At 48.1% G+C, this 21,521-nt stretch carries 15 protein-coding genes; 9 read left to right on the top strand and 6 right to left on the bottom strand.

Annotated elements, in window-relative coordinates:
• The first annotated feature begins 23 nt into the window (after positions 1 to 23).
• The 3 genes from QUA40_RS13180 (at position 24) to QUA40_RS13170 (ending at position 4,136) form a co-directional block, all read left to right on the top strand.
• Complete coding sequence (locus tag QUA40_RS13180) at positions 24 to 1,223, top strand: site-2 protease family protein (RefSeq protein ID WP_333126232.1); 1,200 nt, start codon at positions 24 to 26, stop codon at positions 1,221 to 1,223.
• A gap of 81 nt (positions 1,224 to 1,304) precedes the next feature.
• On the top strand, positions 1,305 to 3,254 hold the full coding sequence (locus QUA40_RS13175) for an adenylate/guanylate cyclase domain-containing protein (RefSeq protein ID WP_333126230.1): 1,950 nt from the start codon (positions 1,305 to 1,307) through the stop codon (positions 3,252 to 3,254).
• Between the two features lie 27 nt (positions 3,255 to 3,281).
• On the top strand, positions 3,282 to 4,136 hold the full coding sequence (locus QUA40_RS13170) for a DUF928 domain-containing protein (RefSeq protein ID WP_333126228.1): 855 nt from the start codon (positions 3,282 to 3,284) through the stop codon (positions 4,134 to 4,136).
• Positions 4,137 to 4,186: 50 nt separating this feature from the next.
• Here QUA40_RS13170 and QUA40_RS13165 read toward each other — a convergent pair whose 3' ends face one another.
• Entirely contained in the window at positions 4,187 to 4,966 is a 780-nt protein-coding gene (locus QUA40_RS13165; RefSeq protein ID WP_333126225.1) for a biotin/lipoate A/B protein ligase family protein, read from the bottom strand.
• Positions 4,967 to 5,109: 143 nt separating this feature from the next.
• On the opposite strand from QUA40_RS13165, the gene QUA40_RS13160 reads away from it, so the two are divergent.
• Both QUA40_RS13160 and QUA40_RS13155 read left to right on the top strand, forming a co-directional pair.
• Positions 5,110 to 5,436: a thioredoxin domain-containing protein gene (locus tag QUA40_RS13160; protein ID WP_333126223.1), complete on the top strand. Its 327-nt coding sequence runs from the start codon at positions 5,110 to 5,112 to the stop codon at positions 5,434 to 5,436.
• A 225-nt stretch (positions 5,437 to 5,661) separates the two neighbouring features.
• The gene (locus tag QUA40_RS13155; RefSeq protein ID WP_333126222.1) at positions 5,662 to 6,882 is read left to right on the top strand and encodes an LL-diaminopimelate aminotransferase; all 1,221 of its coding nucleotides are present in this window, start codon (positions 5,662 to 5,664) and stop codon (positions 6,880 to 6,882) included.
• Positions 6,883 to 7,108: 226 nt separating this feature from the next.
• On the opposite strand, the gene QUA40_RS13150 is transcribed toward QUA40_RS13155, so the two are convergent.
• Both QUA40_RS13150 and surE read right to left on the bottom strand, forming a co-directional pair.
• Entirely contained in the window at positions 7,109 to 7,507 is a 399-nt protein-coding gene (locus QUA40_RS13150; RefSeq protein WP_333126220.1) for a hypothetical protein, read from the bottom strand.
• Positions 7,508 to 7,634: 127 nt separating this feature from the next.
• Entirely contained in the window at positions 7,635 to 8,441 is an 807-nt protein-coding gene (surE, locus tag QUA40_RS13145) for a 5'/3'-nucleotidase SurE (protein ID WP_333126218.1), read from the bottom strand.
• A 209-nt stretch (positions 8,442 to 8,650) separates the two neighbouring features.
• On the opposite strand from surE, the gene pheS reads away from it, so the two are divergent.
• Complete coding sequence (gene pheS / locus QUA40_RS13140; protein ID WP_333126216.1) at positions 8,651 to 9,655, top strand: phenylalanine--tRNA ligase subunit alpha; 1,005 nt, start codon at positions 8,651 to 8,653, stop codon at positions 9,653 to 9,655.
• 219 nt (positions 9,656 to 9,874) lie between these two features.
• Here the strand turns inward: pheS and QUA40_RS13135 are convergent, their stop codons facing one another.
• Entirely contained in the window at positions 9,875 to 10,321 is a 447-nt protein-coding gene (locus QUA40_RS13135; RefSeq protein ID WP_333126213.1) for a hypothetical protein, read from the bottom strand.
• Positions 10,322 to 10,794: 473 nt separating this feature from the next.
• A complete protein-coding gene (locus tag QUA40_RS13130; RefSeq protein WP_333126210.1) occupies positions 10,795 to 14,319 on the bottom strand; it encodes a response regulator in 3,525 nt (1,174 codons plus the stop codon).
• A gap of 504 nt (positions 14,320 to 14,823) precedes the next feature.
• On the opposite strand from QUA40_RS13130, the gene QUA40_RS13125 reads away from it, so the two are divergent.
• The 3 genes from QUA40_RS13125 to QUA40_RS13115 all read left to right on the top strand — a co-directional run bounded on the left by QUA40_RS13125 (position 14,824) and on the right by QUA40_RS13115 (position 17,534).
• A complete protein-coding gene (locus tag QUA40_RS13125; protein WP_333126207.1) occupies positions 14,824 to 15,024 on the top strand; it encodes a hypothetical protein in 201 nt (66 codons plus the stop codon).
• Positions 15,025 to 15,968: 944 nt separating this feature from the next.
• A complete protein-coding gene (locus tag QUA40_RS13120) occupies positions 15,969 to 16,721 on the top strand; it encodes an IS1 family transposase (RefSeq protein WP_333126270.1) in 753 nt (250 codons plus the stop codon).
• A 189-nt stretch (positions 16,722 to 16,910) separates the two neighbouring features.
• Complete coding sequence (locus tag QUA40_RS13115; protein ID WP_333126204.1) at positions 16,911 to 17,534, top strand: GNAT family N-acetyltransferase; 624 nt, start codon at positions 16,911 to 16,913, stop codon at positions 17,532 to 17,534.
• Between the two features lie 657 nt (positions 17,535 to 18,191).
• Here QUA40_RS13115 and QUA40_RS13110 read toward each other — a convergent pair.
• On the bottom strand, positions 18,192 to 21,395 hold the full coding sequence (locus QUA40_RS13110; RefSeq protein WP_333126202.1) for a hypothetical protein: 3,204 nt from the start codon (positions 21,393 to 21,395) through the stop codon (positions 18,192 to 18,194).
• Positions 21,396 to 21,521: the final 126 nt, after the last annotated feature.

Raw genomic sequence — 21,521 nt, 5'->3', positions numbered from 1 at the left:
GCTCTCCTTTCCCAGGAAACTTCATGCAGACAGGTTGGCGAATCGGCTCTTTATTTGGCATCCCCCTACTTATAGATTATTCGTGGTTTATAATTTTAGCCTTAGCAACCCGCGAATACGCCAGCAGTTACAGCCGCCAGTGGGGGCCTGCGCTCTCCTGGAGTGCGGGGTTAGCAATAGCTCTGCTGCTGTTTGCTTCCGTGCTCTTGCACGAACTAGGACACAGCTTGGCGGCGATATCGCAAGGCATTAAAGTTAATTCTATTACCTTATTCTTATTTGGCGGAGTTGCATCGATCGACTCGGAATCAAAAACTCCCGGTCAAGCTTTTCAAGTAGCTATTGCCGGCCCTCTCGTCAGCTTTGCGCTATTTTTAATCATCGGTTTGGGTTCTCAAGTTCTTCCCCGGGAAAGTTTGCTAGCAATTGTCACCGAAAGGGTAGCACTAATCAATCTCGTTTTGGGATTATTTAACTTAATTCCCGGTCTGCCTTTGGACGGAGGACAAGTTTTAAAAGCAGCAATTTGGAAAATAACAGGCTCTCGATTTGCCGGCGTTCGCTGGGCGGCAAAAACAGGACAAGTTTTAGGTTGGCTGGCTGTTGCTTTTGGTCTGACTTTATGCTTTTTAGCGCGCCAGTACGGCGGCTTGTGGATTGCGCTGATCGGCGGGTTTGGCATTCGCAATGCCACTGCTTATAGCCGATTTACTTCACTACAAGAAGCCTTGATTAAAATTAAAGCCGGCGATGCGATGAGTCGCGAGTTTCGAGTTGTAGATGCAGATTTGACTCTACGAGAATTTGCCGATCGATATTTGTTAGAAGTCAATCCGTTTCCATTTTACATTGCTGCGACCAACGGTCGGGATTTGGGCTTAGTGTCGATCGACGATATCCGCTTCACAGAACGCAGCCAATGGCAAGTTCAGACTTTGCACAACATTTTGAAACCCCTGGGAAAAACCCCCACAGTCTCCGAAAAAGCATCCATCGCCGAAGTAATTAACAGCATGGAAGCCCGTCAACTTTCCCGAATCATCGTCCTGTCGCCGATTGGTTCAGTAGCAGGGACGATCGATCGGGGCGACGTGGTTAAAGTTTTGGCAAAATACCTCCAACCCCAGATTTCAATGGCCGACATCAAGCGCAGCAAAGAAGAAAACAGCTATCCTCAAGGATTGCAGTTAAGTGCGATCGCCAAAACCGCACAAGAAAACTAAAAAGGGGGCATAGGTAAGGGGCATTAGTGATCAGTTAAGATGTAGCATACTTTGTCACTCAGGGTTGAAACACTAAAATTTATGCCCAAATTCTTTAATATAATTTATCAGAAATTGGCAGATGGACGTGGAAAAAACTTAACTTATTTCTTCCCCTTCCCTGACTTGCAGCCTCTTGCTCTTATCTGGATTGTCGTGACCGGAACTCTATTGGGAGTGCGGCATTTAGGCTGGTTGCAGCCACTAGAATTAAATGCTTTCGACCTCATGGTGCAGTTGCGGCCCGATCCGGGCCCTGACCCCAGGTTGCTGATAGTTGAAATCACAGAGCGAGATATTAAGGCTTTTAAAAAATGGCCACTTTCTGATGGAGTTTTAGCAAAAGCGATCGCCGAAATAGCGCGTCTTGAACCCACAGCTATTGGCATAGATATAATTCGCGACATTCCCTACGAACCGGGGAATGCAGAATTAGCAACTCAATTGAAAAACCCCAAAGTATTTCCGATTACCTTCCTGGGCAACTCAAAGTACGATCGAGTGCAGCCACCTCCCAATATACCAGACAAGCGGGTAGGATTTAACGATGTAGTCCTCGATCCTGATGGTAGAGTGCGTCGCAATTTGATGTATGCTCCCGATGGTAAAACGATACTTACTTCATTTTCAATGCGACTAGCTTTTGCCTATTTGGACAGCAAAAAAATTGATTCTCAAATAACAGAGAAAGAAGAAATAGAGGCAAATCAAACAGTATTTTCAAAGTTGCGACCGGACTCAGGAGGTTATCAAAACATTAATGCCCAAGCCTATCAAGTCCTACTAAATTATCGCTCTGCTGAAAATATAGCAAAGAGCGTAACACTAACTCAAGTTGTGGAGCGAAAAGTCGATCCAAAATTGGTGAAGGGTAAAATAGTGCTAATAGGCGTTACCGCCATAACTGTAAAAGATCTCTTTTCCACCCCTTACAGCGCTACTGCAAGCGGAAACCGCCTGATGCCTGGGGTATTAATTCACGCCACGGCCACCAGCCAAATTCTTAGTGCAGTTTTAAACGGCAAAGGGCTATTTTGGTATTGGGACGAATGGCAAGAAATTCTCTGGATCGCTGTTTGGAGTGCAGTGGGCGGCTGTTTAGCTTGGCGGCTAGAAAAATCGCTGAATTTGATCGGGCTCGCGATCTCCGCTGGCGGCTCATTATTCGGATTCACCTTTTTCCTATTCATGCAACAGGGGTGGATACCTCTAATTCCCCCTGCTATGGCACTTTTAATCACCGCAGGAGTCGCAGTTACCTATAAATACGAGCAGTCGAGGCAACAGCAAGGGATTGTGATGAAATTATTAGGACAACAAACTTCACCCGCGATCGCCAATGCCCTGTGGAAAGAGCGCGTCCATCTACTAGAATCAGGGTTATTGCCGGGCCAAAAAGTTACTGCTACGATCATCCTCACCGACTTGCAGGGTTTTAGTACAATCTGCGAAAAACTACCGCCAGAAGTAGTAATGAGTTGGTTAAATGAGTATTTATCCGCAATGGCCCAAGAAGTCCAAGCACATCAAGGCGTGATTAATAAATTTACCGGAGATGGAATGCTGGCAGTATTTGGCGTACCCATTCCCCGCGCCACTCCAGAAGAAATTGCAGAAGATGCTCGCCTCGCCGTATCTTGCGCGCTAGACATCAGTTCCCGCTTGCCACAAATGAATCAAAATTGGATCGATCGCGGTTTGCCGTCGGCAAAAATGCGAGTAGGTATCTTTACAGGGTCTGTGATGGTGGGTAGTCTCGGAGGCACAACCCGTTTAGAATATGGAGTGATCGGTGACAGCGTAAATATTGCCTCTCGGCTGGAAAGCTGCGAAAAGCATCGGCAAGAGGACACTTGCCGCATATTGATTGCAGAAGAAACCTTACTGCATCTGGCAGACAAATTTGAGGTAGAATCTTGGGGATCTTTGCCTTTAAGAGGCAGGGAACAAAAAGTTAATGTCTACCGGATTTTGGGAAGGAAAAAGAAATAAAAAGAGAGAATCTATCCCTAAAAAATCATGAAACTAATGAAAATAATTACTAAGTTTATCCTCAATCTGACATCAGTTGGCTCAATAGTATTGATCGCCACACTTAACACTTCCCAATTTGCAGTTATGGGACAGCGGACTCCTGGCTTACCACAGGGCAAGCCAGGCACTGGATCGGGAGGGCCTCGCTACGGGCCACGGACTCCAGGCTTACCACAGGGCAAGCCAGCCACTGAATCGGGAGGGCCCCGCTTCGTTCAGCCCCGTGAAGATATGGATGATCCGCTCCTTCAAACACCAAAATCTGTGCGCGGTGGCTGCGGGAGCATTCGTCAGCTAGGTCTCACAGCCTTAGTGCCTAAAAATAAGATCGGACGGACTGTTTCCGACTATCCAACATTCTTGTTCTACTTGCCTCAAACAGAGGCAGAATTAGCCGAATTTACCCTAAACGATCAAAGTGGCAACCAGATTTATAAACAGGATGTCAAAATTAGCAATTTATCAGGGGTGATCGGCGTTAGTATCCCCGCTAACAAAAATGTGCCACCCTTGGAAGTAGGCAAAAGTTACACTTGGAAATTTTCAGTGGTTTGCGACGCTCAAGACCGATCGAGCGATCAGCTCGAAAGCGGTAAGGTACGGCGAGTTGAACTGAATGCAGATATCCGCCGTCAATTAGATCAGGCTGCTCCGCGCCAGAAAACCGTTATTTATGCTGAAAATGGGATTTGGCAAGATGCCCTCAGCACCCTAGCTGCTGCTCGTAGCGCTAATCCTAACGATGCAGAATTAGTTGCTGATTGGGAAAGCTTACTCGGTTCAGTGCAATTGAGCGAAATTGCCAAAGAGCCGATCGTTCCAATTGATCCGCAGCCATAGATGAGTTTTCCGATTTTAGATGGGCGATGTTAGCCAGATACCGGACTTCTTCAAGAAGTTGGGTATCTAATATATTTTCCTTCTTCCTTCTTTCTTCTTCCTTCAACATCTGCTATATCCTGCCATTCCTGAACCGAAAGTGGCTGCACTTCTAAATCAATTTCAAAACAGCAACAAGCGGCCGCACTCAAAACATCAATTACACTGGCAATCAAATCATTTCCATCTGAAAATAGAGGTAATTGCACAGGAATTAATTCCTCCCCAAAAACTTGAGAAAACAAACTAACATCCGGCTGCAAACGCATAGAACCGTGCTGTAAAATAGCATCGCCCCGTCGCAATTGCGCGCTACCAATTAACTTGCAGCCATCAAGTGTAACTAAATCTGCACCCGTCGCAGTACCAAAACAATTCGGATTGTGAATATAACCTCTTCCAGCTTCCCCGTAGTGCAAATCCAAACCCATTGCCCTCCAACCCTCAATCAAAAACTCGCAAATAGTCTGATAAGCTTTCATACGGCTGCTTCCAAATCCCGACGCCACAACTGCATAAGTTAAATCCCCTTGGTGGATCACGGCGCGCCCGCCGCTGGGCCTCCTCACCAACTCCACAGGCCTTCCCTGCCAAGACAAATGCTGCCAAAACTCCGGCCACCTGCGCTGGTGGTAGCCCAAGGAAATCGCCGTGGGTTCCCAAGTGTAAAATCGCAGAGTTGGCGGATTTTTCCCCGCTAGATGCTGTTCCAGTAGCCAGTGGTCGATCGCCATCTGCACGCTACCAGACGCCGACAACAGTGGAATTAAACGCCATACAGAATTAGCCATCAGTCCCCAGTCCTGAGTTCGCACTCAATAATTCGCAGAATGTTTTAAAATTAGTAACAGTCTTTTGAGCCGGTTTTCTAAGTTTGTGTAAATTTTACAGAGCCGATGCTGTAGAAATAAATAGAAAAAATAATCGCAGAACCATGAGCAACAGTGTAATTGTCATTAACGACGAAAAATTTGAAACAGAAGTCCTGAAAGCAGAGCAACCAGTGCTTGCCTATTTTTGGGCTAGTTGGTGCGGGCCTTGCAAACTGATCGCGCCTTCGATAGACTGGGTAGCGGCCAACTACAGCGATCGGCTGAAAGTGGTTAAAATGGAAATTGACCCCAATCCTAATACTGTCAAGCAGTATAAAGTAGAAGGAGTCCCAGCTCTCAGGCTGTTTAAAAATGCCGAAGTAGTGCTTTCTCACGAGGGAGCTATTACTAAACAAACTTTGATCGGTTTGCTCGACGCTCACTTATAAAGTTTGGAAATGATTCGGGAGTTTCCAACTCCCAACTTACAATTATAGCAATCGCAAATATTTTTTTAAGATCTCTCTTTTCTCCTCAATGTTCCTCTCTGACTCTGCGCCCTCTGCGCTCTCTGCGGTTAGTAAAAAAAATCACAAACCAAATAAAAATGCCATATAAAAAATAATTTAGCTAATATAAAAATATTCCTTAAATCCCCAAAAAGTACGGAAAATATGCAATTTGCTAAACGTTTAGAGCCACTGCAATTTAATGTATTTGCCGATATGGATCGGGCAAAAGCTCAAGCTAGAGCAGCGGGGCAGAATGTGATTGACTTGTCTCTGGGTTCTTCAGATTTGCCGGCGGCTGCTCACATTACAGATGCGATCGCGAATTCTCTGTCCGACACCAGCACTCACGGCTATTTGCTATTTAACGGGACAAAATCTTTTCGGGAAGCAGCAGCTATTTGGTACGAACAAAAATTTGGGATTTCCGTCAATCCCGAAACAGAAGTGCTGCCGTTAATTGGTTCCCAAGAAGGCACGGCGCATCTGCCTTTAGCTGTACTCAACCCCGGAGATTTTGCTTTGTTACTCGATCCGGGCTATCCTTCCCACGCAGGCGGTGTGCATTTGGCCGGCGGTCAAATTTATCCGATGCCAATATTAGCAGAAAATGCGTTTTTGCCGATATTGGAAGATATTCCGACAGCAGTGCTGGCTCAGTCGAAGATGATGGTTTTGAGCTATCCTCACAATCCTACAACTGCGATCGCGCCGCTGGCTTTTTTTGAGAAAGCTGTGGCTTTTTGTCGAGAACATCGGCTGGTTTTAGTTCACGATTTCCCTTATGTGGATTTGGTGTTTAACGATTCCGTAGGGGCGGAACCCCCGTGCCCGCCCTCAGATATCGAGGAAAACCGCAAATTGATGGCGCCGTCAATATTTCAGGCGGATCGAGAGAAGAGTGTGGCGATCGAGTTTTTTACACTATCCAAATCGTACAGTATGGGAGGTTTTCGAGTCGGATATGCGATCGGCAATTCCGAACTAATTGCAGCGCTGCGCCAGGTAAAAGCCGCAGTGGACTTCAACCAATATCGAGGAATTTTGAACGGAGCGATCGCAGCATTAACGGGTCCTCAAGATACCGTCAGAAGCAGCGTAGAAACCTTCAGAAAACGGCGGGATGCCTTTGTAAACGCGCTGCAGGGCATCGGCTGGCAAGTCCCCGTACCCCCCGCCACCATGTACGTCTGGGCGAAACTGCCGGAACTTTGGGCCCAAGATTCCGTGAAATTTTGCACTCAGCTAGTACAGAGTACAGGAGTCGCAGCTTCCCCCGGTGCCGGTTTCGGGAAATCAGGAGAAGGCTACGTGCGATTTGCCTTAGTCGAGTCGCCAGCAATTTTGGAAGCAGCAGTTAGAAAAATTGCTGAGTTTGACAATTGAGCGATGTAATCTGTGTCAACTTAACCCGAAACACCCTTGTGAGAATTAAGTACACCCGACTTGAGCTTTGAGGCAGGGGTTTTGGCGTTTTTGCCCACTGTTTGGGCATGGCGCCTAAGTCCTTACCCGCAGCTCAAGATTGGTGCAATTGCTAAAATATTGGGATTTATACCTAAAGGAATAGATATTTGCACAGAGTATCTGTCAGAATTTCAGTTAAGAAATGTTAACGTGAGACATCTTGGGAATTACCAGTTCCGCTCACCCACTCTAAAAATCCTTGAAATGAATTCTGTCGGGGCAGCGATTGTTCCGTAGCGGCGATCGCACAGCCCAAAAATACCATACTGCCCAAAATTGCAATCAGCGGAAAATGCTTACCCAGCCCAAAATCGCGCTGAAGGCGAGCTAGCGGCCTGCTTTCGCGCCGGAGCATCTTTCCAACCGTCAGTTGTTTGAGACAAAAAGGATCTCGCACAAAATGACCGCTCCAGCTAATTACCATGTGAGAATGGCAGTGAGGACAAGTGAATAGTCCGCTAACCATCCCGACAGGGCCTACTACGCTGGAACGGTTGCAGATCGGGCAAGTGACAGAATGAGTGTTATAGGTGGGAGCGTTCATAACTGTTTTTCTTGAGTAAAAAAAACTAACAAGTAATGGGGAGCCTGTGTTAACGCCTAAGGTATAGACCTTGAGAGGCACTTTTCCTTAATTCCTAGTTTACCGCTCGGATCGGGTCGATCGCAGCTCATTGCTTGGGAAAACCTTCAAATTGCCAATCCCGCAACGAGTGTAAGTCGGGAGTACAGGTGAGATTGTATTGCAGCGGAGTAACGGTTATTCTGTTGTCGCGAATAGCTTGTACGTCCGTAGGAATATCATGCGACACCGCCGAATCTGGGATTTCTTCTATATCTTCTAACAATTCCCCAGCTAGCCAATAATAAGTTTTGCCGCGCGGATCGGTACGCTTTTGAAATATGTCGAAATAGCGGCGAATGCCTTGACGGGCGATCGCAACTCCGGTAATTTCTGCTTGTGTTACAGCAGGTATGTTGACATTCAACAGCACCGGTTTCGCCATTGGCTGTTTTTCCAACTGTGCCAGCAAGGTGACAGCGAAATCCACCGCCGGCCCAAATTCCTGCGAAGTAAAGCTGGCGAGGCTGAAAGCAATGCTGGGAATCCCTTCCATAATTCCTTCCATTGCGGCAGAAACCGTACCGGAACAGATGATGTCCGTGCCTAAATTGGGCCCGTGGTTGATACCAGAAAGAACAAAATCCGGCGGTTTGTCAAGTAAAGCCCACAAAGCAAGTTTCACGCAGTCGGCGGGAGTGCCGGAACAGGCCCAAGCTTGGACTGCGGGATCAAAAATAGATTCGACAATTTCGGCGCGGATGGGTTGGTGCAAGGTAAGGCCGTGGCCGGTAGCGGAGCGCTCTCTGTCGGGACAAACTACGCTCACGTCGTGGCCAGCGGCGGCGAGAGCGTTGGCGAGGCTACGGATGCCTTGTGCAAAGATGCCGTCGTCGTTGCTAATTAAAAGTTTCATTGAAATTTTTATAGGCCTTATAACAATACTAAACTAGATTTAACTAGGGCGATCGCTCTAATATCCACTTACCTATTACGAATTATCCGTAAATACCGAAAATATAAAATCTAAAAGCCACAAGACTGTAGAGCCAAAATTGCGCTAAACTCAACTTGGCCCAAAACTGCCATCAATCTAAAATCTAAAATCTAAAATCTAAAATCAAAATGACTGTCCAGCTAAGCGACATTGAAACTCAACTAGAAACCCTCGGCCAAGAGTCCAAAAGTGCGATCGCCACTGCCAATACCCTCGAACAACTCGAACAGTTGCGCGTCGGCTACCTCGGCAAAAAAGGCCAACTCTCTCAAATTTTAGGCATGATGGGTAAACTGTCGCCAGACCAGCGGCCCAAAGTAGGTGCGATCGCCAATACAGTCAAAGAAGCCCTGCAAGCCGATTTAGAAGACAAGCGCACCGCCCTCCAAACCGCCCAAATCCAAGCCAAATTAGCCTCCGAAACCATCGATGTCACCATGCCGGGGATTTTTCGCCCCCAAGGTCGCGTTCACCCCTTAAACGCCGTAATAGACCGTGCTCTCGATATCTTTGTCGGCCTCGGATACACCGTCGCCAACGGCCCGGAAATGGAAACAGATTATTACAACTTCGAGGCGCTCAACACCCCGCCCGACCACCCAGCGCGGGATATGCAAGATACATTTTACCTACCAGGCGGCAACTTGCTGCGGACTCAGACATCATCGGTGCAAATTCGCTACATGGAACAGCACAAACCGCCGATTCGGATTGTCTCTCCCGGCCGCGTTTACCGCCGCGATACTGTTGATGCTACTCACGCCGCAGTTTTCCACCAAATTGAGCTTTTAGCAATTGATGAAGGTCTGACATTTACTGACTTGAAAGGCACGATTAAAGAGTTTTTGCGTCAAATGTTCGGGCAAGATTTGCCGATTCGTTTCCGCACGAGTTACTTTCCATTTACGGAACCTTCTGCCGAAGTTGATTTGCAGTGGAACGGCAAATGGCTGGAAGTTTTGGGCTGCGGAACTGTCGATCCTAATGTTCTTAAAGGAGTGGGTTTAGACCCTGAAAAATATACTGGGTTTGCGGCCGGTTTTGGTGTCGAGCGGTTCGCAATGGTACTTTATGAAATCGACGACATTCGCCGGGTTTATGCTAGCGATTTGCGCTTTTTGCGACAATTTTAAAGAATGGCTTGGGGTCGGTTACACGACCCGTATAGAGGTGTTGGTCAATGTACATCCATCTTTCAGTTTCAAGTAAGTAAGTACAAATAAACATCACTTGGGGAGAGGGCGGGTTCTGCAACGATCGACTCGCCCTTACTGTAGATAAGCCCTAAAGCCGCCCCTACAAACCCCTGCAAGATATTATTGTTTTTTTGCGCTTACCTACTTATTTATTGTCTACTTGCTAAAAACACCCTTGATGCTGTCAACAGCGCTCTCGACAGCATTCTTGGTATTATCTACTGCTTTCTGAGTCCGAGCTGAATCTTCGGATGCTCTTTTCTCAATTGTGGCCGCATCTTTCTTAGCTTTGCGCTCTACTACACTACCATCCTCCGATGCTCGATCGACTTTAGCAGCATTTGTCTTGGCAGTTTTCTTAACCTTATCTTCTGTATCTCGGATGAAGTTCTTGGTTCGTCCAGCATCTTTGCTGGCTTTTTCTTGAACCCCATCGCCCGCATCTGATGCTGCGATCAAGTTTACAGCAGGAGAGGCCATTGCTGCGGTGTTCGAGAAGAACGCACCAGACCACACGAAGGCCATCGCTGACACGCAAAGCATAGTTGCAGCGATCGAGCGCCCTAAAGTCGAAAGCCGTTTCGTAAAATAATTCAGTTTCATAGAATACAAAAGGAGATATGACTTTCTATTTGTACTCGATCTGAGCGATCGGCGGAACCGTTCTCTAGATAGAGGTTATCCGCCGAGCAGCGGTTAAAAAAGTTCCCTCTTTTGATAGATTCAAGCAAGGAATGTCAGTCAATTGTAGATTTGAGACTTGAGATTTGAGATTTGACTCCACAAGCGCCATTTGGAATCTTGAACTTTGGTGAGTAGATTGTAGATTTTATATTTTAGATTAAACAATGGATATCAAATCTGTTAGGAGCGGAATTATCCATATATCTCTTCTCTGCATCTGCGTCAATCCCTTGTCATCTGCGGTTAAGAAATGGTCTTTTTTGAACCGCAGATGAGGGCAGATAAACACAGATTAACGCAGATGAATGATGATATCAATTCCCGTTGCACCATCCATAGGGCATAGGGCATACCTCACTTTTTTGAGAACCGCTATATAATACTTATAATGACTAATCACAATTTAGTAAAAAAGTCAATACCGTTTCATCAATTCCCTTTAGTTTCAAAGGCTTATATTTAACAATGCGATTTTCCTCAACATAATCTGCAACCGCCGCCGAAATTAGCACAGTGTTTGGTTCCGTCACCTCTTGCAAGCGGGCGGCAATATTCACGCTCGGCCCGATCGCAGTATAATCCGATCGGTCGGGGCCGCCAAACATCCCCACTACCGCAGTACCCTGGTGAATTCCGCAGCGAAACCGCACCGGAGACACCCCATTTTCCCCAACAATTCCCTGCTCCAACCAGCCTTTGTTAAGCTCGTTGAGAGCTCGCAGCATTTGCCTTGCAGCAGCCACCGCGCGGCGTACTTGCTCGTTAGGCGTTAGTTCCTCCGGCGCACCAAAGAAAGCCATTACCGCATCTCCAACAAACTTGTCCACCGTACCGCCACTGTCAAAAATAGCCTTAGTCATTGCCGCCAAATATTCATTCAACAGCTCAGCTACCCGGCGCGAGCGCAGCGTATTTGCCATTTCAGTAAAACCGACAATATCGCTAAACAAAATAGTAATCAATCGCGGTTCCGGGCGCAAATCCAGGGCCAAATCTCCAGCCGCAGCGGCCTTCACCATCGACGGCGGCAAAAATCGGCGCAGCACCGACTCAGTTAAATAACTGTTCAACTGCTTCACTCGGCGCTCGTTTTGTTTGAGGGCGAGCAAATTCCGCACTTCCGCCAACAATTCTCGATCGTTAAAAGGCTTGGACAAATAAGCGTCAGCACCCCTTTCTACTCCTTCAATTCGAGTATCTTCGTCGGCTTTAGCAGTCAGCAAAATTGCCGGAGTTCCTTTCAATTCCTCATCTTCTCGAATCATCCGAATCAAATCCAAACCGGATATCAAAGGCATCATCAAATCCGTTACAATTAAATCCGGTCGGCGGTTTTTGGCCACGGCAAATCCTTCTTGTCCGTTGCGGGCGAGCAAAACTGCAAAGCCGGAATCTCGCAGAATTCCCGACACATAAAAGCGCAAATCGGGATTGTCGTCAACCACCAAAACCGTGCCCACGGCTGTTTCTGAACTTATCGGGTCGATCGCCTCAAAGTTATGATTTTCTGCATCATCTTCCGACAAATCCGCCTCCACATCTGCCAGTTCCACCGCTGCTTTGGATGAGTGAAACTCCGCAGGTATTTCTAGTACCTGTTCCGGGGGCAAGTGAGTCGAACCGAAGTGCAGCCAAACGGTAAAAGTAGTACCTTCGCCGTAAACAGACTCAACTGAAATTTGACCGCCGTGGAGTTCGACTAATTCTTTGACAAGTGCCAAACCTAAGCCGCTGCCTTCGTAGGAACGGCTAGCTGAGCCTTCGGCTTGGTGAAAGCGCTCGAATAAATAGGGAATTTGTTCGGTGCGAATGCCGATACCAGTGTCTTTTACTTGCAACAAGCAGTGAGCGCCGGCAGATTCAACTTTCAGGGTGATAGTTCCGCCTTCTGGGGTGAATTTAACAGCATTTGATAGCAGGTTGTAAATAACTTTGTCAAATCTTTCAAGATCCAAATAAAGTAAAGGACATTCTTGCAGTTGGGTAATTAAGTGCAGCCCTTTTTTCTCGCAGTAGGCGCGGAACGACTCTGCGGTAGAGTAACAGAAACCGACTAAATCGCAGGGGCGAAAACTCGGCTGCATCCGTCCGGCATCGAGCCGCTGCAAGTCCAGCAGTTGATTTACCAAGCGCAGGAGGCGACGGGAATTACGCAAAGCGATTACGGCTTGTTCGTAGGGCAAGTCTTCTTTGCGGCCGCAAGCTGATTCTAGAGGGCCGATTGTGAGAGTTAGAGGGGTGCGGAACTCGTGGGAGATATTTTGGAAAAATTCGGTTTTAAGCCGATCGGCTTCCAAAAGCCGTTCTGCCTGCTGTCTGGTAGTCTGGTAGAGGCGCGACTGCTGCACGGCCAGAGCAGCTTGAGTTGCGACTATTTGAGCCAGGTCAATGTCTGAGATGTTCCAGCGGCGGATGCTGTGATTTTGGCGCAGGGAAATGCTGCCGATGATTTTGCCTTCTGAGAGTAAGGGAACGACTAACAGGGCGCGGGCTGGCGATCGAACTTGCAGTTCTGTAACATTTAACTCGGGGTGTTCGTCGAGATCTTCGATCGCCACCGGCTCTTTTGATACCATAACTTGCAGTAACAGCGGATTGCCCCGAATCGGCACCAAAGACTGTGGCAGGGAAGGATGGGCAAAAACCCAGGCGTGAGTGTTCTCAGCAGCATCACCAGAAGCCGTCTCGTAGCCCAGAGGGTTCGTAACTACCTCTGGATTGTCAATAAAACCCGGTTCTACAGCCACGGTATCCCTATCTGTGTCGTATAGGCCCACGCATTGGACGTATTCATCATCTTCTGTCCACAGAGATAGGGCGCAGCCGTCAACTTGCAAAGCTTGGCCGAGTTGTTGAGTAATGGCTGCAAAAATATTTTGGGGATCGAGACTCGATCGAATTGCCGTAGTAATAGTATTGACTAGGGCCTCGCGCTTGGCCAGCGCCCGCACCTGTTCGTAAGCCCGGGCTTGAGAAAGTGCCAAAGCCGCTTGGTCTGCCACCGTAATTACCAACTGTACCTCGTGGTCTTGCCACTGGCGCGGTTCCTCAAACTGGTGCAGCGCCAAGACTGCCATCAGTTCGATTTTGTAAAACAGCGGTACGATCAAGCTCGATCGAATATTCGCAGCTTGGTAAGCCTGCTGTCGCTGTTGATTATCCCAGTTTAAAACTCGATCGTCAGTTTGGGCATCTTGAATCACCTCCACATCCCGAGTTTCCCAAACCAAATCCGGCAGCAAATCCGGGGAGAGTTCTGCTGCTGAAGCATCTCCCGGCGTGACTTCCTCATCGCCCCCCAACCCTTTAGTTTCGGCTTTCTGGTAAACGAACCACTCATCCGCCACCCGGCCGTCTTGGAACGGCCGCAGCAGACAGCAACTCACCTCAAACATCTGTCCCACGCTTTCCACAATTCTTTGCAACATTTGCTGGTAATTGGGAGCCGATCGGATAGTATTGGTAACGGCATAAAGCAGCGATTCTTGGCTCAAAGCACGGCGCAGTTCATTGGTGCGCGTTTTCAGAAGATTGTGAGTCTCAACAGCTTGACTGACAAGAGTTATGAGTTCTTGAGCATCCCAAGGCTTGGTAACGTATTTGAATACTTTGCCAGCGTTAATAGCTTCAACTAAATCTTCAACATCGGTATAGCCAGTTAAAATAATTCGGATCACGTCGGGGTATTGAGCCGCCGTCAGGCTGAGAAACTCCGTACCGCTCATTTTTGGCATTCGCTGGTCGGAGATAATCACCGCAACTTCTCCCTCTTTTGCCAAAATTTCGAGGGCAGCGGGACCAGATTCGGCTCTGAGCACTTTGTAGTCTCGATGGAAGGTGCGGTAAAGCAAGTCGAGGTTATCTGGTTCGTCATCGACGATCAGAATTTTTAACTTAGGATTTTCTTGGGAATTCATGCACCGTTCTCCTGTGCCCCGGGGCTGTTCGATTTAATAAGTCTGATCAAATGAAGAATTCGCCGATTTCAATTACTGAAGTCATACCATTTTCGATTTTCGATTTTCGCTTGGGAATGACTGATGAAATAAGAGTTGGGAGTTGACCTACAGTGCCATTATTTTTGGGAAATGGTATCACAATAATTCGTGGATATGAAGTTGTTGTGAGTGTGCAGAGGCAAGCATCAACCTTAATTTTTGGTGTCTGGGTTTTCAATTCGGAATTCTTCTGAGCCACAGTTATCTATCGTGCACCCCAATTTTATTATTTAATGATATTCACATAAACTCGTCTCCCGAGAATTTTCCTTGACCCCTTACCTCTATGGAGCAGGAGAGCAAACACGAATCGGGGACTTTTAACTGCCGTCTGGATATCTCAGAATACATAAGAATAACCGTCCTGATTGTGAGTTGATTGGCCAATTTTATGTTTTATGCTGGCTCCTGGGCCTGTTTTATGTGGTATGTGAAAGCTGGCCGGAACACGATACCATAGACCACCAATATCTTTGCCTGTGTTTTTCCCCACAGGTAATAGCAACTTTAACAGTCAGCCAAGGATACGGCCTAAAATCCGGCGCCAAGCCCGTGACTGATATTCGGGGGTGGCTGAGAGACAACAGCGTCTGTGGGAGTTACACAATTGCTGTACCATTTTAGTTAGACTTGCACTTTTTTCCCGAGCGGGGCATTTTTTGTGCCTCCTGCAGACCAACGCCCAAGCCAATTACTGCGGCGAAACACCGCAAGGCAGAGCATCCATCTGTTAATCTTAGCTATGGATGTACTCTGTGGAAACCGATCAGTCGATTTTAGATTTTAGATTTTAGATTTTAGATTTACTCCACAGATTAATCGGGGAGCTTGAACTCGGGTCTAAAATTTTGATCTCTGCACGAGGAGTGTCGGGCGCTTGTATAGGTTTTTGGGCGGGGTCAACCAGCTCGATCGAGGTTTTGAATGTCTCGCTCGCGCAGCGCAGAGTCTCGCAACCAGAGTATCGCAGCACAATATTGAGCCGACGGGGAAAACCCCCGCAGACTGTTTCCAGGCATCCAAATTTAAATTGGACGCTTGGGAGAGTACCCCCTCCCGCAACAGGTAAGGCCGGTTCGATCGGGGACGCGCGATGGATGGCCCAGAACTACTGAAAGCTGGTTGGCCAGGCAGGGGGCCGACGGTGAGCATCCGACGCGCGATCGCGCCCGGTGTTAGTCTAGCCAGTCGTGGAGTTTTTCAATTACCCCTTGAGGGATAAATTATATTCGATCGGATATTTCCGTAAGCAGAGAGCGGTAGGATTCCGGGAACCTGACATTAAAACCTTTTTGATTGTTTTTAATACCTTTCCCGCTAAGCTTTCGCGCATTTAATTGGTAGGCTACTGTTTACTTAAACTCTTGTGGCGCGGGCAGGAGAACTCGCGATGAAATTCAATTTTAAGGGTCAATAGCTGAGCCACCAATCTAGTATTAGGGGATGAGTTTTATTTTTTCATAACTAGACTATTAAATGCTTAAATTTCCTGGTAGTCCTTTTATGTAAAGGATGGAGGATAATAGCTCTGTGCCAGTCTTTTGAGGAGTCTCATGATGAAACCCTATTTGATTTGTCCCACTTGTGGTTCTGACAATGTGATGAAAAATGGAATGACTCGTCGGGGAAAACAAAACCACAAATGTCGTGACTGTGGTCGCCAGTTTGTCGAAAATCCTCAGTGGCAAGCCAAAGACACCGACACTTTGGCAAAAATTGAGCTGCTTCTTTTGGAGCGGATTTCCCTCGCTGGTATTGCCCGAGTCATGGGTGTTTCTGAGAGCTGGCTCCAAAATCATGTGAACCACCTGTACGCTGCCGTAGAACAGAAGGTCACAGTCATCCCGAAACAAGTTGGAAAACACACCGTCCAAATGGATGAACTTTGGTCTTTTGTAGAGGACAAAGGAAATAAACAATGGGTCTGGTTAGCGATTGATGCCAAGACTCGGGAAGTGATCGGATGTCAGATTGGGGACCGCTCCTCGAAGTCGGCTCAAGCATTATGGGATTCCCTACCCAGTGTCTATCGCCAATGCGCCAAGATTTATACGGATCATTGGGAAGCCTATGCTGCGGTTTTACCAAGTAAACTGTATAAGTTGGTCGATAAGGAAAGTGGATTAACCAGTTACATTGAAAGATTGAATAATACGCTCAGACAGCGAATTTCGCGATTAGTCAGGAAGACGTTATCGTTTTCTAAGAAATTGGAGAATCACAAGGGTGCTATTTGGAACTTCATTCATGACTACAATCACCAAATCAGATTAGCAATGCTGAAGGCTCAACCGCCTCAATTTTCTCCATCCTTTACATAAAAGCACTACCAATTTCCTAATTTACATCAGATACTACTTAAAGTAAAACACACAAAAAAAAAAGTGAATTAATCTGCTTAATAAAGTATGCCTATAAGTTACGTTATAAGATCAGTATAACATCAGTGAATTTTCTAAGATGGTAGCTTAGAAACCCGCGTAAAAAAATTAATATAGTGGCCTGGCATTGTGAATCCTTCATTTTTTTCCTCACCATCTCACCAACAACAAACTCCCGGACTTTCTGGTTTTTCGATCCGGGTGGCTGCGGCCAACGACTTAACGCAGCTAGCTGATATTTTAGCCATGAGCTTTCACTCCCGCGAGGGGTTTGTAGAATGGGTGTATCCAGTGTTGCGTTTGGGCATTTACGAAGATTTAAAAAATCGACTGCGTTCTAAGGCAGAACATTACATTTGTCTGGTTGCTGAGCTAGTCTCGCGCGAGGAGGGAACGCCGAATTATAAATCGCACCGAGCTCAGCGCATGGCAGGAACAGTAGAAATGGCTCTGCGTTCTCGCTTTCCTTGGCAAATACCGAGTTCTGACTATCCGTATTTGTCGAATTTAGCCGTTCACCCGGAGTATCGGCGGCAGGGGGTTGCTCAACAATTGCTCAGCAACTGCGAGGAGACAGCCAGAGAATGGGGATTTTCTGAGATTTACCTCCACGTTCTGGAAAATAATCACGCGGCGCGACAGTTGTACTATCAGGCCGGCTATCGCTTGCAACAGGTGGATTGGAATTGGACTGGTTGGCTGTTCGGCCAGCCGCGCCGCCTGTTTTTACGCAAGCAGATTTCGCTATCTTAAACTAAATATTTGAATTGATGATGGGGCATTGGGTCGAAGCAGGAAAAAGGAAAAAATAGCTATCCGTGTATCTTTTACTTCTAAATTGTGAATCAAAGAATGGGAATGGGGAATTAGTAATAAATTTTAGTTGGCTCTTAAGCCCGATCGCACAACACACTAAAATCATTTGGTAGTAAACACTCTTTGCTACCAACCCTTGTGTACCTGGGAACACCTGAAAAACCCATACAAAGTTATATCAACTCCGGTAGCCTCGTCGGGCGTAAAAACCCGTCAATAATCACAGAGATTGGAACAGAAATTTATCTAATTCATCTGCGTTAATCTGTGTTGCTCTGCCTGTATCTGCGGTAAAAAAACGATAATTTATCGGACCGCAGATGACAAGGGATTGACGCTGATCCACGCCGATAAAGATAAGAGATTTATGAATAATCCCGATGCTAACAGATTTGATATTATACCAAATCCGGCTTGAATACACATTTATTTTGTAGCATTTTAGAGAGGGACAAAAGCCAACTGTAAGAGCGATGTCAAGGGCCGAGTGCTACAAAGTTTCTAACCCGGATTGAGTATTGTGAGGAACGCCACAGAAGTTCTGATCTGCTGTGGCGTTTTGTTCGCCAGAACAGGAGACTTTCGCCGCCAATTCTAGAGCTCAGAGAGATTGGGTAAGAAATCCGAGGAGCCGATCGCCCCGTTAACCCCAACCAGATTCGCTAAAACCCGATCGGTTCCTGCTACTTGCAGCAAAGTACCGTTCGGAGTGGTGCTAAATTGCAACTGCTGGAAACTCACCCCACCGCTCAAAACCAACTTATCGACGCCTACCTCGAAGTTAATCACAGTATCAGTAGCGCCATCAGCACTCAACACAAATCGATCGCTCCCCATACCTCCAATTAAAGTATCGTCGCCCAAGTCGCCAAACAGCCAGTCATCTCCAGCACCCCCATTGAGCAAATCGTTATCTTTACCACCAATCAGGGTATCGCTGCCAGCATCTCCGTTAATAGTATCTTGGCCTTCGTTGCCGTAAAGCAAATCATCGCCATCACCGCCGTTGATGCAGTCTTGCTGATCGTTTGCGCCCACCGAGACACCCCGGTTATCAGCACGATCGCCATAGATGGTATCGTTGCCCTCGCCACCGCAGAGTTCATCGCTGCCGTCACCGCCGTAAATCAAGTCGTCACCCTGATCTCCGTGTATGAGGTCGTTAGCTTTACCGCCGTAAATCAAATCGTTGTCTTGACCGCCACTGATGGTATCTTCAGCTTCATCGCCAAACAGCACATCAGCACCGATGCCGCCAAAGAGCAAGTCCTGACCGCCAACATCTTTAACTCGACTTCGAGCGCCACCGTACATGGTGTCATCGCCGCTGTCGCCGACAAGGGTATCTGAGCCGAGCTCGCCCCAAATCAGGTCATTATCTTTGCCACCCCAAACACAATCATTGCCTTTACCTGCTTGCACGGTATCATTACCGTGGCCGCCGCCGATGATGTCGTTGCCGCTGTCCCCAAAGATTAAGTCTTGTTCGCCGAGATCCCCGATTGACTGGGAACTGCCACTGTCGCCCAGCAGAGTATCGGCTCCTTCACCGCCGTAGAGGGTATCGGAGCCTAATTGACCGTAGATGATGTCATTGTCTTTACCTCCGTAAGCACGATCGTTATCCTTGCCTGCAACCAGCGTATCGTTGCCTTGTTGGCCGTGGAGGAAGTCGTTACCGAAGCCTCCGTACAGCAAATCGCGTCCCTCGGAGTCGCTGGCTCTTTGGTCGCGGATGCCCCCAAACAAGCTGTCGGAGCCGATGCCCCCAAACAAGCTGTCGGAGCCGAGTTCGCCCCAAATCAGGTCATTTTCTTTACCTCCAAGGGCAATATCGTCACCTTTACCGGTATGGATGGTATCGTCGCCCTCGTTGCCGTTAATGAGGTCTGCACCGTTGCCTCCGAAGATCAAATCGCCATTGTTCGGAGCACTGCTGGAGTTATCGTTGCCGTTGTCTCCCAAAATCGTATCGGCACCTAGATCTCCAAACAGGCTGTCAGAGCCTAAGTCGCCAGAAATCCAGTCGTTCTGTTTGCCTGCGAATACGATATCGTTGCCCTTGCCTCCGTAAACAATATCGGTGTCAATGCCCCCAAAAATCCTGTCATTCTCTTCGTTGCCGTAAATTTCGTCTGCACCCTCTTCACCTAAAAGCAGATCGTTGCCTTCAAAACCGACAATTTTTTGGTTGCCTTTGGTGTCTACGATCAAGTCATCGCCGTCGGTTCCTTTGGTGGTTTGTCCCTCTGAAAATTGTGAAATCGGGCGGACAAATCCAACTTTCGGCGGTTGCGGCGGGGGCGCAAAGTTAATTGCGGGTTTTTCAATAATGGGCTGACACAAACAGTCGGTATCTGGTTCTCCGATCGGATTTGAGATGATCGGCGATGCCGGCGTTGGTGTGGGCGTTGGCGCAATCGGCAGTAAGATAGCCGCCACAGTACCGGCCGCGGGACTGGTGGCGCCACTGTTGTCTGTGGCGCTGTAGGTGAAATTGGTTGCTGTAAAGTTGCCACTTGTGAAGAAAAATAGTTGCTGCAACTGTTCTGGAGTCAGGACTTGACCTTGTGTCACCGATACACCGCCGCCGTTGGCTGGATCTCCTAAAAACAGACCTGCTTGGTCTGGTGAGGGCAGGGTGTTGATGGTGTAAGAGACGATCGACCCGTCGGGGTCGCTGCCTCCCAATCCGGTGACTAACTGGCTGCTGTTGGGCCCGAGGCTGGAGTTGGCATTGTTGGCAACTGGTGGTTGGTTGTCAGTTGGAAGTATGGCTGCAACAGTAGCGACAGCGGGACTGGTGGCGCCGCTGTTGTCTGTGGCACTGTAGGTGAAATTGGCTCCTGTAAAGTTGCCACTTGTAAAGAAAAATAGTTGCTGTAACTGTTCTGGAGTCAGGACTTGACCTGGTGTCACTGGTACGCCGCCGTTGGCGGGATCTCCTAAAAACAGGACTGCTTGGTCTGGTGAGGGCAGGGTGTTGATGGTGTAAGAGACGATCGACCCGTCGGGGTCGCTGCCTCCCAATCCTGTGACTAACCTGCTGCTGTTGGGCCCTAGGCTGGAGTTCGCATTGTTGGCCAATGGCGGTTGGTTAAAAGTTGGATTTGGATTTGGATTTGGTGTTGGCGCTATCAGTCCAGGCGTCACAGTAGCGGTAGCAGGGGGACTGGTAGCGCCGCTGTTGTCTTTCGCACTGTAGGTGAAATTGGCTCCTGTAAAGCTGCCCGTCGTTTGGAAAAATAGTTGCTGCAACTGTTGAGGAGTCAGGACTTGACCGGGTGTCACCGGTTGGCCACCGTTGGCGGGATCTCCTAAAAACAGGACTGCTTGGTCTGGTGAGGGCAGGGTGTTGATCGTGTAAGAGGCGATCGACCCGTCGGGGTCGCTGCCTCCCAATCCCGTGACTAACTGGCTGCTGTTGGGCCCGAGGCTGGAGTTGGCATTGTTGGCCAATGGCGGTTGGTTGTCAGTTGGAAGTATGGCCGCGACAGTAGCGGCAGCAGGACTGGAGGCGCCGCTGTTGTCTGTGGCGCTGTAGGTGAAATTGGCTCCTGTAAAGTTGCCTGTGGCTTGCAAAAATAGTTGCTGCAACTGTTGAGGAGTCAGGACTTGACCGGGTGTGACTGGTACGCCGCCGTTGGCTGGGTCTCCTAAAAACAGGACGGCTTGGTCTGCTGGGGGCAGGGTGTTGATCGTGTAGGATGCGATCGACCCGTCGGGGTCGCTGCCTCCCAATCCTGTGACTAACTGGCTGCTGTTGGGACCGAGGCTGGAGTTGGCATTGTTGGCCAATGGCGGTTGGTTGTCAGTTGGTGTGGGACTTGTGGGTGTTGGAGTGGGAGTGGGACTTGTGGGTGTTGGAGTGGGAGTGGGACTTGTGGGTGTTGGAGTGGGAGTGGGACTTGTGGGTGTTGGAGT

Source organism: Microcoleus sp. Pol11C3 (assembly GCF_036701485.1).
Classification (GTDB): Bacteria; Cyanobacteriota; Cyanobacteriia; order Cyanobacteriales; family Microcoleaceae; genus Microcoleus.
This window is presented reverse-complemented; position numbering and strand designations above follow the sequence as displayed.